The organism is Bradyrhizobium oligotrophicum (assembly GCF_051168495.1).
GTDB lineage: Bacteria > Pseudomonadota > Alphaproteobacteria > Rhizobiales > Xanthobacteraceae > Bradyrhizobium > Bradyrhizobium oligotrophicum_A.
This window is the reverse complement of sequence record NZ_JBNPVB010000017.1, coordinates 37,953-52,244: the sequence shown is the minus strand read 5'-3', so window position 1 is coordinate 52,244 and position 14,292 is coordinate 37,953. Positions and strand designations below refer to the sequence as shown.

Here is a 14,292-nt window from a genome sequence, read left to right as displayed (position 1 = left end):
GCGGCCTTACGGCTGGCCGGATCCGCCGGACGATCCATAAACCTGCCCGTTGGCATAGCTCGCATCCGCGGCCGCCAACTGGACGTAGATGGATCCCAGCTCGGCGGGCTGGCCAGGACGCCCCAACGGCGTCTGACCGCCGAACTTTTCCAGTTTCTCCATCGTCGCCCCTCCGGACACCTGGAGGGGCGTCCAGATCGGCCCCGGCGCAACGGCGTTGACGCGAATGCCCTTCGGACCGAACTGCTTGGCCAGCGACTTCACGTAGTTCATGGTCGCAGCCTTGGTTTGCGCGTAGTCGTAGAGGTCGGGCGAGGGGTCGTAGGCCTGCTCGGACGACGTGCCGATGATGACGGAGCCGGGCCTGAGGTGGGGCAGGGCGGCCTTGATGATCCAGAACGGCGCGTAGATGTTGGTTTTCATGGTCGCATCGAAATCCTCGGATGAGACCTCGAGGATCGATTGACGCGCCTGCTGTCGCGCCGCGTTGTTGACGAGGATGTCCAGGCCGCCCAGCGAATCGACGGCGCGCTGCACCAGCTGTTCGCAGAATCGTTCGTCCCGGAGATCGCCGGGAATGGCGATCGCCTTTCGCCCCTCGGCCTCGATCAGTGCGATGACCTCCCGTGCGTCCGGCTCCTCGCTCGGGTGGTAGTTGATGGCGACGTCCGCTCCTTCCCGCGCATAGGCGATGGCCGCCGCGCGTCCCACGCCGGAGTCGCCGCCGGTGATCAACGCCTTGCGGCCGGCGAGGCGGCCCGAACCCTTGTAGCTGGTTTCGCCGTGATCGGGCCGCGGCGACATCCTGCTCGCCAGGCCGGGCCAGGGCTGCGATTGCCGTTCGAATGGCGGCTTCGGGTATTTATCCTTGGGATCGACCAGCGGTTCGGTCGGATTGGACTCCGAGGTCATGGTCTCGCGTCCTTTCGCCGTTGCCGATGTCATCGACGCAGCCGCAAGCGTTGCAGTGCCTCCAACCATCTGGCGGCGGGACATCGATGTCGTGTGATCATCTGCCATGTTGTTTTCTCCTTTGAGGTGAGGGTCAACAGCCGACGTCGACCAACGTTGCTTTCGCGAGGCGCCAAAGGCAGCACGCGGTGTCGAACGGCTCGATCGCTTCTGCGGCGTGGTGGCGCGTGGGAGGAACGAACGCGTGTTGCTCGCGTCATTCCAGTCGCATCGCAGGAAATGCAGCGCGATCCGCACCGGCAGCAACTCGAGGGAACTTCGATGTCCAAACAGGAAAATGGGATCGTCAAGAACGGCCGCGGTGAGGATCAGCCGGCCGACAAGAATCGTGCGCAGCAGGCGGATCACACGACGGCGCCGAATGCGCCGTCCCGCGAATCGACTGGCCATCCCGAACGGGAAGGCAAGCGGGCGGCTACCGACTGACTTCAGGGAACGGCTGGCGACGGCCGAGCGTTGTCAACCCTCTAGCAACGGAGGCTCACATGACGTCGATGCTCGATGAGCGAGAATACGGCAATCTGATCGGGAGCGACAAGGTCGAAGGCACCGCCGTGTATGGCGCCGACGACACCAAGATCGGCTCCATCGAACGCGTGATGATCGACAAGCTGAGCGGCCGGGTTTCCTACGCCGTTCTCGGCTTTGGTGGCTTTCTCGGACTCGGCAACGACCACTACCCGCTGCCGTGGCAATCCCTGAAGTACGACACCCGTCTCGGCGGATACGTCACCGGGGTGACCGAGAGTCAGCTGCGCGGCGCGCCGAAATATTCCGACGAGCGCGAATGGGATTGGAAGGATCGCGGAGCCAAGGTCGACGACTACTACGGCGTTCAACTCGCATAGGACCGGTCGCCGGCGGCAGTGGAGTGCCGGGCGCCCTGCGAGCGAGTACGCGTTTGACGACCGCGACCTAGGTGGCGGGCGTCTGCGCACCGGCGTCGGCTGCTGATCCGGCCATCATGTTTCGACGGCTCGATAGCCAGATCGGAATCTCCCGATAGCAGGTGCCCTTTTCGTTCATCTCGGCGATGGTCCACCGGCTGGGGTGCCGTTCCTTGCCGACGAACACCCAATCGTCCACCGTGGCAGGCGGCTCGTTCGGCCGCGTTCTCAGCCATGCCGAACGGGCTCCCTTCGGCAAACGGTCCTGCTTCATCTGATAGAGATCATATACTGGCGAACGCATCACGCTACTCGTCCTCTACCAACCGCAAGTCTAACAAACGCAAGTCTAGCAAACGCAAGCCTCACGCGACTTCGACACCTTCAGCGTCTCGCGGCGTCACGGCGGAATTGTGGGCACGGTGCGGTCAGGCGGCGCAAAAGTGCGATCGACGGCATCTTCCACAATTTTCGCGTCACGCGCGTTGCTTCGAAAGAGGCGACGCGCGGGGCTGCTCAACAGCCCCGCGGGCCGGGAAGGACGACGATCGCGTCCGGCAAAGGCGCGCCCACCAGCCGCGGCGGCGGGCTGATCTAATCAGAAGAAGGCGTAGCTGAGATCGAGGCCGTAGGTGGCGTGGAGAATGAAGCCGAATGCCGTGGCGCCACACAGCATCAAGATCGTCCGCAGTTTCTCGGCGTCGATGCGGGTCTCTTCGAGATGGGTCGGGAGAGCCTTGATCAAGGTTGTCATGGTTGGACCTCTGTACGCGAAACGAAGACGGAGCCGGAGTTATGATATGAAAAGTATGCTCGAGGTTTAGAACCCGCTGTTCGGGAGGTATTTTTATAGGGTCTCAGACGAGTTCTAATTGTGAAAGAGGAGCCCAGCATCGTGCAGTTTTTGGGGCAAAGTTGAGGAAAGTAAATGTTCGGTGAATTAAATCTCAGGTTTAAATTAGTTGCGCAGAAGTATTGCTGCACGTCGTGGCTGTTGAATGAAGTTGCCTGGTTGTTGAATTGCGAAGCAGCACGTTTTTGAGCTTGGCTCTTGCTATAAAGCATCTTGAGCGATCGTAACCGGCCCAGCCCGGCCGGCCTGAGGACTGTCCGGGGTGATCGATCGGGCCGGTTGCAAAAGCAACTCGAAATATAGCGGCGATCATATTCGGCCGCGGCCAATATGGGGCAGGGCGTTAATCCTTGTGGCCAATTTCGCCACGAGGTTGCCGGTATCATTGGCATGACTGGTATCATGTGAACGGCGGCGGCGGAAGACCGTTGTCGAATTCTCGTTGTGGGTGTGCTCATCAAACAACAGCCGCACAATCATCAGGGTCGTATCCCGCCGGTGTCGCGCGGTGAGCCCAGATGGGGCGTGGCCATGGCAGCGTTGGCAGACCATTGCCGGTGCGCTCGCGGCACGGCGGGCCCAAAGGATGGTGGGCGTATGACAGTGCGGTCAACCGGCCTGCGAACGTTTTCCCCCTGGATCTGGACGGCCATGCGGATCGCATGTCGCCAAGCGCTTGCACGACGTTCGCTGCGCCGTGAACCTTCGGTTGGTGATCGGCGTTCTCCGGGGGACAATCGGAACTCGCCTTCGCGGAGCCGCGAAGGTCGGCTAACGTTGTCGCTTTCTGGATGCCGTTTGGGAATGACAGACATGAATCCGATCATCAAGCCTCTTGCCGCGCTCGCGTTCGCCGCCTGCTCGAGCGCGGCCGCGTCGGCCGATCCGGTGCGCTGGACCACCTACCGGATTCCGGAGACCGGCACCTCGGTCGAGATTCCCGTTTCCATTTTCAGCGACACGGCAGGCCGTCCCGACGGCCATGGCCAGCGCTTCCAGACTTCCGACGGCCGCGCCAATCTGACCGTCCAGTCGGCGCCTAACGACGCGCAGGATTCGCCGTCACGATTCCTCGCGAAGAAGAACCCGCCGCCGAACATCCAGTACAAGCGCGTCACCTCGCGCTTCTTTGCGGTGTCGAGCTACAAAGGCGACTATGTCTGGTACAACCGCTGCAACTTCGCCGGCGGCTACGCGCATTGCGTTCTGATCAATTATCCCAGGGCCTGGGAGCGCGATTGGGACGGCATCGTCACCCGCATCAGCCTGTCGCTGAACCGGAGCTGAGCAGGGTACGCATCGGCGGAGCGTGAGTCGCTCGCATCGAAGCAGAGGCGGTTTCCGCGGCCGATCCTGTGGAGCCCTGGAGGCGCGCCGATCGAACCGTTTGATCCAGCTCAATGATGCCGTTGGGTCTCGCTGCCTAAGCTGCGGCCTGATTCCAGCCGCCGCTTGCAAACGAGTTCGTTCTTCATGGCTGCCGCGTCGTTCACCGTCCGGGCAGAAAGTGTCTGCGCGATCGCCACCATCAGGTGCCGTAGCGCGCAGGATGCGCTGCTGACGGCCAACACCTATCTGCGCCTCGGCGCCGCCTATGTCAGCATCGAGACGCCGGGGGGCCAGAGCATGAGTCCGGACCGGCTCGATGCGCTTCTCAGCGAGGCCGGCGGGCGCAGCCTGCCGTGACGCAAAGCGCCGGGCGCACAAGGCCGCTCGATCAGCCATGGTTTGCTGGCGGGCTCAGCCTATTTCTGGCGCCTCGGTTGGTTCCTCCAGGAGTCACGACGACGAGGCTCCGACGCTGTCGTCATGCGGCGACGAAGGCCATGACCCCCGTTCGATATAAGGTCCGTAAAGGACGTCCTTGCGCCGCTGATGGACGGTTACGACTGCGACTGCGGCGATGAAAAAGATTGCGATCAAAACAGCGAATTCGAACATATCAAAAGGCTCCATCGCCACGACGTGGCGGATGAAGGTGCAGGCGTCAAATGGAAGCCGCTGTTAAGCTGAAGAGGAAAGCTTAACGCGGGAGGCAGCCCCTGCCATTCTTACGGCCATGGGCGGCCTCAGCGAAGATCATTCCGCCAGGGACGTACGGTTGTCATAGAGCTCGGGAAACATCGCTCGGCAGCTCAGGCAATAGGATTCGTAAATGAAGCTCATCAGCGCGGACATCGGCAACCCCAATGGTCAATGTGATAGGGCCACAATGCCGGCACCGTGTTTCAGGACGTTTTCGTCGGGGAGGGGAAATGGTTTCGACCGGCTGTTCCGAATGTATCGTGCCGAGCGCCGGCAGCGCTCCGTCCGAGGAGGGGCCGTGGCTACCGGCCGAGAGGATGCGAGCGCCGGAGGAGAGGGGAATGACGTCGTGAGCAGGCGGCCGACATTGCCGCAGATCGAGGCCGCCGCGCGGATCCTGTTCGACGCGGGACAGCGGCATCACTGGTGGCAGCCCTTCCGAAAATCTTATGACGAGATGGCGGCGTCTGATCCCATCGCCAAGGAGGAGTTCGACGGCCTGGTCGAGCGAATGTTGATGGCTGCCGGATCCATCGGCGACTAGGCCGTGATGTTAGCGCGTCATCCTGCCGATTCATTGCCTTACGATGCGCGCGGGTCCAGGCTCCGGAACACGAAGTTGTTGCAATAGTCCTTACGCTTCCAGGACCATTCGCCATCCGCGCGCTGGTGAATCTCGGGATCGAACGCCGACAGGGGGAGCAGCCTGCCTCGGTTCAGAAACTCGCCGCGGTAGCCGAGGCCGAGGAGCAGCGAGAACGTCTGCTTGACCCGGTCGAGCGTCGCCAAGCGGCGGTCGCATTCGACGACGATCAGCGGCCGGCAGCGCCGCAACGTGCGCCTGGCGCCGCGCAGGACGTCGAGCTCGGCGCCTTCGACGTCGATCTTGATCGCAGACACGTGTCCGGTGGCGGGAAGGTAATCGTCCAGCGCGACGGTCTGCACCGCGATCGTTCGCGACCGCTCGGCGGGTTGCAGCAGCGATGCCCCGGGCTGGTGCCCATCGGGCACGAATAGCGTCTTGCGGCTGGTGCAGGAATAGACGGCCCTCGGCTCGACCACCACGTTGTCGAGGGAAAACCGGCGGCACAGCCGGGCCAGGCCTTCGGCCAGATCGGGCTGCGGCTCGAAGGCGATGACGCGCCCCGGCGCGGACCACCGCGCCAGCCAGTAGAGGAAGCTGCCTTTGTTGGCCCCGATGTCGCAGACGATGTCGCCACGTCGGATCGTCCGCTGCAGTTCGGAAAGCTCGGTCCTGTGGTCGCGGAAGCGGGACCGCAGCACCCTCACCAGAAACCGCGCCCCCTCATGCTTTGCCACCAACGCCCCCCCACCATAGCCGCTCGTCCGGCAACGATGACGATGCACCGATGACGAGGAGCCTTCGTCCGGAAGGGAGCCCCACGGTCCAAGGCCACGTCGTTGTCAGCCATGTTTGGAAATGAACGAGCGGCGCGGCGGCAGGATGGCGCGACGATGGCGACTGGCGATCCCAGCAGGACTCGAACCTGCAACCCGCGGAGTAGAAATCCGCTACTCTATCCAGTTGAGCTATGGGACCGTGGTCGCGAGATGTACATCATCCGATCAACACCGGAAGATGAACGTCACGGGATGAATGCCGCGAGGCCGGGCGGGCCGGGGCGGCGCGACACCCCTAGCACGGGTCATATGAAAAATCTTCCGTTTCGCCAAGTCCGGCCGAACCGAATCCGGAGTCGGCGCGACCAAGCGGAGGCGGAGGTGGGCCACCCCTTCGCGTCGGCGGCGCCGGTGGACCCCCGGCCGCGGCCTTTGCCGGTATGCCATGTGCTGTGAATTGCCGTTGATGAACAGATTTTTTCGTCCGCTCCCGCCTACCGATGGCTCCATGGGCGACGGGCCACTATGTTGGCTCTCACAACCGTTGCCATCGGTCCGTCACCATTTCGCGTCCATTGTTGCCACGAATCGGCCAAACACGGGCGGCTTGCCGCTGACCTCTGAACAGCCGCACGAAGAGCCCCCAAGGAGCTGTCCCATGATCGGTCTGGTTCGCGCCGCCGTCCTCTGCGCCACCATGGCGCTCGGCCTGGTCTCCGTCGCCGGTCCGGCGCATGCCGCCGACAAGGCGTTCAGGCGCGACGATCTGGCGGACGCCGCCATCAAGCTGGAGGCCCAGATCAAGACCGAGGCGGGGGCCGTGAACAAGCCGCTCGCGACGCTCCGCACCGATGCCGACGCAGCGCTGCGGCGCAACGATTTGCGCACGGGCTTGCAGATCCTCGGCCAGATCGCGACCGCGGCGCCGGAGGATTCCGGCAACTGGCTGCGGCTGGCGCGCACCGTGCTCAACCAGATCAAGCCGATCAACACCTCGGAGCAGACCTTCCTGCTGGAGCGGGCCTCGACCGCCGCCTACATCGCCTATCAGCGCGCCGGCAACGCCGGCGAGGAGGCCGATGCGCTCGCCGTGCTCGGCAAGACCATGGCCGAGCGCAAGCTGTGGCGGCCGGCGCTCGATACGCTCAGGATGTCGCTCGATCTGCGCGAGGTCGCCGATGTCAGAGGCCAGTACGAGCGGATGCGCGACGAGCACGGCTTCAAGCTGCTCGACTATACCGTGGATTCGGACTCGGCGAGCCCGCGCGCCTGCTTCCAATTCTCCGAGGATCTCGCCAAGCGCACCGACTTCTCGCCGTTCGTGGCCCAGGCCGGCAACGACAAGCCGGCGCTGACCTCGGAGGACAAGCAGCTCTGCGTCGAAGGCCTCAAGCACGGCGAGCGCTACAACATCAATCTGCGCGCCGGCCTGCCGTCGGGCGTCAAGGAGACCCTGCCGAAATCGGCCGAGTTCAATATCTATGTCCGCGACCGCAAGCCGTTCGTGCGCTTCACCGGCAAGGCCTATGTGCTGCCGCGCACTGGCCAGAAGGGCATTCCGCTGGTCAGCGTCAACACGCCCGCGGTCACTATCAGCGTGTTCCGGGTCGGCGACCGCAACCTGATCAACACGGTCATCGACAGCGACTTCCAGCGGCCGCTGTCGAGCTACCAGCTCAGCGAGCTCGGCGACCAGCGCGGCATGAAGGTGTGGAGCGGCGAGCTGTCGACCGCGATGACGCTGAACCAGGACGTCACGACCGCCTTCCCGGTCGACCAAGCCATCAGCGACATGCAGCCCGGCGTCTATGTGATGACCGCCGCGCCCAAGGGCCCGGCCAGCGGCAACAGCGACGAGGACAGCGGCCAGCTCGCCACGCAATGGTTCATCGTCTCCGATCTCGGCGTTGCCGCCTTCTCCGGCAATGACGGCATCCACGTGTTCGTCAATTCGCTGGCCTCGACCGATCCGGTGGCGCGCGCCGAGGTGCGGCTGGTGGCGCGCAACAACGAGATCCTGGCGACGCGCAAGACCGATGAGGCCGGGCACGCGCTGTTCGAGACGGGCCTGGCGCGCGGCGAGGGCGGATTGTCGCCGGCCATGCTGACCGTCTCCGGCGAGAAGGCCGATTATGCCTTCCTCAGCCTAAAGACGACGGCGTTCGACCTGTCCGACCGCGGTGTCTCCGGCCGCGAGGCGCCGGCCGGTCCGGATGCCTTCGTCTATTCGGAGCGCGGCGTCTACCGCTCCGGCGAAACCGTCTACCTCACCGCGCTGCTGCGCGACGGCAAGGGCAACGCCATGACCGGCACGCCGCTGACGCTGGTCGTCGAGCGTCCGGATGGCGTCGAGTTCCGCCGCGCCGTTCTGCCGGACCAGGGCGCTGGCGGGCGCTCGCTCAGCGTGGCGCTGAATTCGGCCGTGCCGACCGGGACCTACCGCGTGCGCGCCTTCACCGATCCGAAGGGGACGGCGGTCGGCGAGACCACCTTCATGGTCGAGGACTACGTCCCCGAGCGGCTGGAATTCGATTTGAGTTCCAAGGACAAGCAGATCAAGGCTGAGACTCCGGTGGAGGTGAAGGTCGACGGCCATTTCCTGTATGGCGCGCCGGCCTCCGGCCTGCAGCTCGAAGGCGACCTGCTGGTCACCACCGCCTCGGAGCGTCCTGGCTTTCCGGGCTATCAGTTCGGCGTCGCCGACGAGGAGAGCGCCTCCAACGAGCGCACGCCGATCGAGGGGCTCCCCGAGACCGACGACAAGGGCGCAGCGACCTTCCCGGTGAGCCTGCCCAAGCCGCCGTCCTCCAGCCGGCCGCAGGAGGCGCAGATCTATGTGCGGATGGCGGAGACCGGCGGCCGCGCCGTCGAGCGCAAGCTGGTGCTCCCCGTCGCGCCGAAGGCGGCGCAGATCGGCATCAAGCCGTCGTTCTCCGGTAAGAGCGTCGGCGAGGGCGACAAGGCCGAGTTCGACATCGTGTTCGTCTCGCCGGAGGGCAAGACGCTGGCGCGCAGCGGCCTGCGCTACGAGCTGCTCAAGATCGAGTCGCGCTACCAGTGGTACCGTCAGAACTCCTATTGGGCCTATGAGCCGGTGAAGTCGACGAAGCGTGTCGGCGACGGCGACGTTGCGATCGCGGCCGGCAAGCCGACGCGGCTGAGCTTCCAGCCGGAGGCGGGGCGCTATCGCCTCGACGTCAAGTCGGCGGATGCGGATGGCCCGGCCACCTCGCTGCAGTTCGACGTCGGCTGGTACACCGACGGCAGCGCCGACACGCCGGACCTGCTGGAGACCTCGCTCGACAAGCCGCAATACCAGTCGGGCGACACGATGGTGGTGACGGTCAATGCGCGCACCGCCGGCAAGCTGACGGTGAACGTGCTCGGCGACCGGCTGCTGACGACGCAGACCATTGAGGTCAAGGAAGGCACCAGCCAGGTCAAGCTCGCGGTCGGCAAGGACTGGGGCACGGGCGCCTATGTCGTGACGACACTCCGCCGTCCGCTCGATGCGGCCGCGCAGCGCATGCCGGGCCGGGCTCTTGGGCTGGCCTGGTTCGGCATCGACAAGTCGGCGCGCACGCTCAATGTGGCGCTCACGCCGCCGGCGCTGGTGCGTCCCGGCTCGGCGTTGAAGATCCCGGTCAAGATCGGCGGGCTCAATCCCGGCGAGGACGCCAAGATCGTCATCGCCGCGGTCGATGTCGGCATTCTCAACCTCACCAACTACAAGCCGCCGGCGCCGGACGACTATTATCTCGGCCAGCGCCAGCTCTCGGCCGAGATCCGCGATCTCTACGGCCAGCTGATCGACGGCATGCAGGGCGCGCGCGGCCAGATCCGCTCCGGCGGTGACAGTGGCGGCGCCGAGCTGCAGGGCTCGCCGCCGACGCAGAAGCCGCTGGCGCTGTATTCCGGCATCGTCACCGTCGGACCCGACGGCACGGCGGAGGTCAGTTTCGACATTCCGGAGTTCGCCGGCACCGCGCGGGTGATGGCGGTGGCGTGGAGCGCGACCAAGCTCGGCCGCGCGACGGTCGACGTTACCGTGCGTGATCCGGTGGTGCTAACGACGACGCTGCCGCGCTTCCTGCTGAGTGGCGATCGCGGCACGCTGTCGTTCGATCTCGACAATGTCGAGGGCGCGCCCGGCGACTATGTCGTCGGCGTCAAGGCGAGCGGGCCGGTCAAGGTGTCCGGCAATGCCAATGTGACGATGAAGCTGGCGGCCAAGCAGCGGTCCTCATCGACGCTGCCGCTGGAGGCCAGCGGCACCGGCAAGGCGCAGATCGACGTCGACATCAGGGGGCCAAATGGGCTCAGCCTGGCGCGGCACTATCAGCTCGACGTCAAGCCGGCGACCCAGGTGCTGGCGCGGCGCTCGATCCGCACGCTTGCGAAGGGCGAGAGCCTGACGCTGACGTCGGACATGTTCTCGGATCTCGTGGCGGGCACCGGCACGGTGTCGCTGTCGGCGGGGCTGTCGACCGCGCTGGATGCTGCGACCATCCTCAAGGCGCTCGACCGCTATCCGCATGGCTGCTCGGAGCAGATCACCAGCCGTGCGATGCCGCTGCTCTATGTCAACGAGCTCGCGGCCGGCGCGCATCTCGCCATGGATACCGAGGTCGACCAGCGCATCCGCGACTCCATCGATCGCTTGCTGGCACGGCAGGGTTCGAATGGCTCGTTCGGGCTGTGGTCGGCCGGCGGCGAGGATCCGTGGCTCGATGCCTATGTCACGGACTTCCTGACCCGCGCCCGTGAAAAGGGATTTGCGGTGCCGGACGTGCTGTTCAAGAGCGCGCTCGACCGCGTCAGGAACTCGGTCGTCAATGCCGAGGAGCCGGAGAAGAGCGGCGGCCGCGATCTCGCCTACGGCCTCTATGTGCTCGCGCGCAACGGCGCGGCTCCGATCGGCGATCTGCGCTATCTCGCCGACACCAAGCTCGGCAATCTCGCGACGCCGATCGCCAAGGCGCAGCTCGCAGCGGCGCTCGCGCTGGTCGGCGACCGCGCCCGCGCCGAGCGGGTCTATGGCGCGGCGGCCGACAGCCTCGCGCCAAAGCCGGTGCTGGTGTTCGGCCGCACCGACTACGGCTCCGACCTGCGCGATGCGGCGGCGCTGGTGTCGCTGGCGGGCGAGGGCAATGCGCCGCGCGCGACGCTCACGCAGGCCGTGGCCCGCGTCGAGGCCGCGCGTGGGCTGACGCCGTACACCTCGACGCAGGAGAATGCGTGGATGGTGCTGGCGGCCCGCGCGCTCGCCAAGGAGACGCTGACGATCGATGTGAACGGGCAGGCGGTGAAGACCGCGCTGTACCGCAGCTACAAGGCGGCGGAGTTGTCCGGCCAGCCGCTGAAGATCACCAACACCGGCGAAGCGCCGGTGCAGGCGGTGGTCTCGGTGTCCGGCTCGCCGCTGACGCCGGAGCCGGCGGCGTCGAACGGCTTCAAGATCGAGCGCGGCTACTACACGCTCGATGGCAAGCCGGCCGACATCAGGACGGCCAAGCAGAACGACCGTTTTGCCGTCGTGCTGAAGGTTACCGAGGCCAAGCCGGAGTACGGGCACATCATGGTGTCGGACTATCTGCCGGCCGGCCTGGAGATCGACAATCCGCGCCTGGTGTCGTCGGGCGACAGCGGCACGCTGGACTGGATCGAGGACGGCCAGGAGCCGGTGAATACCGAGTTCCGCGACGACCGCTTCACCGCCGCGCTGGATCGTGCCGCGGATTCCAAGGCGGTGTTCACGGTCGCCTACGTCGTGCGCGCGGTGTCGCCCGGCAAATACGTGCTGCCGCAGGCCTATGTCGAGGACATGTACAATCCCTCGCGCTATGGCCGGACGGGCACAGGCTCGGTGGAGGTCCGCGCGGCGAAATGAGCGAGGGTGAGACCAGCGGTGATGGACGCGCGGCGGAGCCACACACTCCGTCATGCCCGGGCTTGACCCGCCTGCGCGGCCGAAGCCGCTTCGGCGCGGCGAAGGCCCGGGCATCCACGCTCGCTCCGCACGCTCCGAACGACGTGGATGGCCGGGACAAGCCCGGCCATGACGTGCGGAGAGGGCAGGGCGTCAAACGGCTGCTTGCGTGCGCGCTGCTTTCGTTGGTTGCAATCGTTCTCGCCTTGACCGCCTACACCATCTCCCTCGGCCCGCTGCCGCTGCGCGAGGCCAAAGCGGTGTCGACCACCGTCGTCGATCGTCATGGCAAGCTGCTGCGCGCCTATGCGATGGCCGATGGGCGGTGGCGGTTGCCGGTCAGTGCGAGGAAAGATGTCGATCCCACCTATCTGAAGCTGCTGCTGGCCTATGAGGACCAGCGCTTCTTCGATCATCACGGCGTCGATCCGCGGGCGCTGGCGCGCGCCGCGATCCAGCTCGGCTCGCATGGCCACATCGTCTCCGGCGGCTCGACCATCACGATGCAGCTCGCGCGGCTGCTGGAGCCACGGCGGCAACGCTCGCTGCGAGCCAAGCTGCGGCAGATGGTGCGCGCGCTCGAGCTCGAGCATCAGATGAGCAAGGACGAGATTCTCGACCTCTATCTGACGCTCGCGCCCTTTGGCGGCAATCTCGAAGGCATCCGCTCGGCCTCGATCGCCTATTTCGGCAAGGAGCCGAAGCGGCTGTCGCTGGCCGAAGCCGCGCTGCTGGTGGCCTTGCCGCAGTCACCGGAGACGCGACGGCTGGACCGGCACCCGGAGGCGGCGCGCCGAGGCCGCGATCGCGTGCTCGACCGTATGGTCTCCGAGCACGTGATCTCGGCCGAGGAGGCCGCGCAGGCCAAGGCGCAAGCCGTGCCGGCGTTCCGCAAGCCGCTGCCGATCCTGGCGCCGCATGCGGCCGACCAGGCCACGGCGCTCGTCAAGGACCAGTCGATCATCCGCCTGACGCTCGACGCGTCGCTGCAGAAGGTGCTGGAGCCGCTGGCGAAGGATCGCGCCACAGCGCTTGGGCCGAACATCTCCGTCGGCATCATCGTCGTCGACAATGACAGCGGCGACGTGCTCGCCCATGTCGGCTCGGCCGATTATTTCGACGACAAGCGGGCCGGGCAGGTCGACATGACCCGCGCGGTGCGCTCGCCCGGCTCGACCCTGAAGCCGTTCATCTATGGCCTCGCTTTCGAGGACGGCTTCGTGCATCCGGAGAGCCTGATCGAAGACCGTCCGGTGCGCTTCGGCTCTTACGCGCCGGAGAATTTCGACATGACGTTCCAGGGCACGGTGCCGGTGCGCAAGGCTCTGCAGCTCTCCTTGAACGTTCCGGCGATCGTGCTGCTCGACCGCGTCGGCGCCAGCCGGCTGACGTCGCGGCTGAAGCAGGCCGGCGGCAATCTGGTGCTGCCGAAGGACGAGGCGCCGGGCCTCGCGATGGGCCTCGGCGGGGTCGGCGTGACTCTGCAGGATCTTGCCCAGCTCTATGCTGGCTTCCCACGGCTCGGCACCACCAGGCCGCTGCGCGAGATCATGATGGCCGAGGACGATGCCCGCGAGCCGATGCGCCTGATGGATGCCGCGGCCGCCTGGCAGGTCGGCAACGTGCTGCTGGGCACGCCGCCGCCGGAAAATGCCGCGCGCAACCGCATCGCTTTCAAGACTGGCACCAGCTACGGCTATCGCGACGCATGGTCGGTCGGCTTCGACGGCCGCGTCACGGTCGGCGTCTGGGTCGGCCGCCCGGACGGCGCGCCGGTGCCCGGCCTGATCGGGCGTGTCGCGGCGGCGCCCATCCTGTTCGATGCTTTCGCGCGCTCAGGCAAGCTGCCGGCGGCCTTGCCGAAGCCGCCCAAGGCTGCACTGGTCGCCAGCAATTCAAAGTTGCCGCTGCCGCTACGCCGGTTCCGTCCGATCGGCGAGCTGGTGCGCACAGGCGCGGAGCAGGCGCCGCACATTCAGTTTCCGCTGAATGGATCACGCATCGATGTCGACCGCTCCGCGGGACCCGAAGCCGCGGTCATGCCGGTGAAGGTCTCCGGCGGCGTGCTGCCGCTGACGATGCTGGTGAATGGGCTGCCGGTCGGCGAGATCGACAGCCGGCGCCAGCGCCTGATCGATCCGCCCGGACCCGGCTTTGCCCGCCTCACCGTGATCGACGCCACGGGCGCTGCGGACACAGTTGTGGTCAGAATCCAGTGAGCGTTCGCTAAGCGGTTGTCGGCATGGCGGTTTCAGCGTATTCGG

12 protein-coding genes and 1 tRNA gene are annotated in these 14,292 nt (G+C 65.9%); 7 read left to right on the top strand and 6 right to left on the bottom strand.

Annotated elements, in window-relative coordinates; translation table 11 throughout:
* Positions 1 to 6 precede the first annotated feature (6 nt).
* Positions 7 to 1,020, bottom strand: coding sequence for an SDR family oxidoreductase (locus tag ACQR1B_RS27220; RefSeq protein WP_434835559.1), 1,014 nt, complete (start codon positions 1,018 to 1,020; stop codon positions 7 to 9).
* A gap of 437 nt (positions 1,021 to 1,457) precedes the next feature.
* Between ACQR1B_RS27220 and ACQR1B_RS27215 the strand changes: the two genes are divergently transcribed.
* The gene (locus tag ACQR1B_RS27215; RefSeq protein WP_434835463.1) at positions 1,458 to 1,820 is read left to right on the top strand and encodes a PRC-barrel domain-containing protein; all 363 of its coding nucleotides are present in this window, start codon (positions 1,458 to 1,460) and stop codon (positions 1,818 to 1,820) included.
* Between the two features lie 67 nt (positions 1,821 to 1,887).
* Here the strand turns inward: ACQR1B_RS27215 and ACQR1B_RS27210 are convergent, their stop codons facing one another.
* From ACQR1B_RS27210 to ACQR1B_RS27200, 3 genes are all read right to left on the bottom strand, one after another.
* A complete protein-coding gene (locus ACQR1B_RS27210) occupies positions 1,888 to 2,163 on the bottom strand; it encodes a hypothetical protein (protein ID WP_434835462.1) in 276 nt (91 codons plus the stop codon).
* A gap of 294 nt (positions 2,164 to 2,457) precedes the next feature.
* Entirely contained in the window at positions 2,458 to 2,613 is a 156-nt protein-coding gene (locus ACQR1B_RS27205) for a hypothetical protein (protein ID WP_434835461.1), read from the bottom strand.
* A 408-nt stretch (positions 2,614 to 3,021) separates the two neighbouring features.
* A complete protein-coding gene (locus ACQR1B_RS27200; RefSeq protein WP_434835460.1) occupies positions 3,022 to 3,192 on the bottom strand; it encodes a hypothetical protein in 171 nt (56 codons plus the stop codon).
* A 333-nt stretch (positions 3,193 to 3,525) separates the two neighbouring features.
* Here ACQR1B_RS27200 and ACQR1B_RS27195 point away from each other — a divergent pair, with 333 nt between their 5' ends.
* The 4 genes from ACQR1B_RS27195 (at position 3,526) to ACQR1B_RS27180 (ending at position 5,281) form a co-directional block, all read left to right on the top strand.
* A complete protein-coding gene (locus ACQR1B_RS27195; RefSeq protein ID WP_434835459.1) occupies positions 3,526 to 3,999 on the top strand; it encodes a hypothetical protein in 474 nt (157 codons plus the stop codon).
* A gap of 186 nt (positions 4,000 to 4,185) precedes the next feature.
* Complete coding sequence (locus tag ACQR1B_RS27190; protein ID WP_434835458.1) at positions 4,186 to 4,398, top strand: hypothetical protein; 213 nt, start codon at positions 4,186 to 4,188, stop codon at positions 4,396 to 4,398.
* A 189-nt stretch (positions 4,399 to 4,587) separates the two neighbouring features.
* On the top strand, positions 4,588 to 4,725 hold the full coding sequence (locus ACQR1B_RS27185; RefSeq protein WP_434835457.1) for a hypothetical protein: 138 nt from the start codon (positions 4,588 to 4,590) through the stop codon (positions 4,723 to 4,725).
* A gap of 142 nt (positions 4,726 to 4,867) precedes the next feature.
* On the top strand, positions 4,868 to 5,281 hold the full coding sequence (locus ACQR1B_RS27180; RefSeq protein WP_434835456.1) for a hypothetical protein: 414 nt from the start codon (positions 4,868 to 4,870) through the stop codon (positions 5,279 to 5,281).
* 38 nt (positions 5,282 to 5,319) lie between these two features.
* Here the strand turns inward: ACQR1B_RS27180 and ACQR1B_RS27175 are convergent, their stop codons facing one another.
* Both ACQR1B_RS27175 and ACQR1B_RS27170 read right to left on the bottom strand, forming a co-directional pair.
* Positions 5,320 to 6,057: an FkbM family methyltransferase gene (locus tag ACQR1B_RS27175; RefSeq protein WP_434835455.1), complete on the bottom strand. Its 738-nt coding sequence runs from the start codon at positions 6,055 to 6,057 to the stop codon at positions 5,320 to 5,322.
* Positions 6,058 to 6,221: 164 nt separating this feature from the next.
* Positions 6,222 to 6,298 (bottom strand) — tRNA-Arg (locus ACQR1B_RS27170).
* 459 nt (positions 6,299 to 6,757) lie between these two features.
* Between ACQR1B_RS27170 and ACQR1B_RS27165 the strand changes: the two genes are divergently transcribed.
* A complete protein-coding gene (locus ACQR1B_RS27165; protein ID WP_434835454.1) occupies positions 6,758 to 11,989 on the top strand; it encodes an alpha-2-macroglobulin family protein in 5,232 nt (1,743 codons plus the stop codon).
* Positions 11,986 to 14,247 carry a penicillin-binding protein 1C gene (gene pbpC, locus ACQR1B_RS27160; protein ID WP_434835453.1) on the top strand — a complete coding sequence of 754 codons (2,262 nt, stop codon included), beginning with the start codon at positions 11,986 to 11,988 and terminating at the stop codon, positions 14,245 to 14,247. The genes ACQR1B_RS27165 and pbpC overlap by 4 nt, the downstream gene beginning before the upstream one ends.
* The last annotated feature ends 45 nt before the right edge of the window (positions 14,248 to 14,292 follow it).

What these genes read in the sequence shown, in the direction of transcription:
- ACQR1B_RS27220 (WP_434835559.1), bottom strand. Translation starts at nt 1,020, where the DNA reads ATGGCAGATGATCACACGACATCGATGTCCCGCCGCCAGATGGTTGGA.
- ACQR1B_RS27215 (WP_434835463.1), top strand. Translation starts at nt 1,458, where the DNA reads ATGACGTCGATGCTCGATGAGCGAGAATACGGCAATCTGATCGGGAGC.
- ACQR1B_RS27210 (WP_434835462.1), bottom strand. Translation starts at nt 2,163, where the DNA reads ATGCGTTCGCCAGTATATGATCTCTATCAGATGAAGCAGGACCGTTTG.
- ACQR1B_RS27205 (WP_434835461.1), bottom strand. Translation starts at nt 2,613, where the DNA reads ATGACAACCTTGATCAAGGCTCTCCCGACCCATCTCGAAGAGACCCGC.
- ACQR1B_RS27200 (WP_434835460.1), bottom strand. Translation starts at nt 3,192, where the DNA reads ATGATTGTGCGGCTGTTGTTTGATGAGCACACCCACAACGAGAATTCG.
- ACQR1B_RS27195 (WP_434835459.1), top strand. Translation starts at nt 3,526, where the DNA reads ATGAATCCGATCATCAAGCCTCTTGCCGCGCTCGCGTTCGCCGCCTGC.
- ACQR1B_RS27190 (WP_434835458.1), top strand. Translation starts at nt 4,186, where the DNA reads ATGGCTGCCGCGTCGTTCACCGTCCGGGCAGAAAGTGTCTGCGCGATC.
- ACQR1B_RS27185 (WP_434835457.1), top strand. Translation starts at nt 4,588, where the DNA reads ATGGACGGTTACGACTGCGACTGCGGCGATGAAAAAGATTGCGATCAA.
- ACQR1B_RS27180 (WP_434835456.1), top strand. Translation starts at nt 4,868, where the DNA reads ATGAAGCTCATCAGCGCGGACATCGGCAACCCCAATGGTCAATGTGAT.
- ACQR1B_RS27165 (WP_434835454.1), top strand. Translation starts at nt 6,758, where the DNA reads ATGATCGGTCTGGTTCGCGCCGCCGTCCTCTGCGCCACCATGGCGCTC.
- pbpC (WP_434835453.1), top strand. Translation starts at nt 11,986, where the DNA reads ATGAGCGAGGGTGAGACCAGCGGTGATGGACGCGCGGCGGAGCCACAC.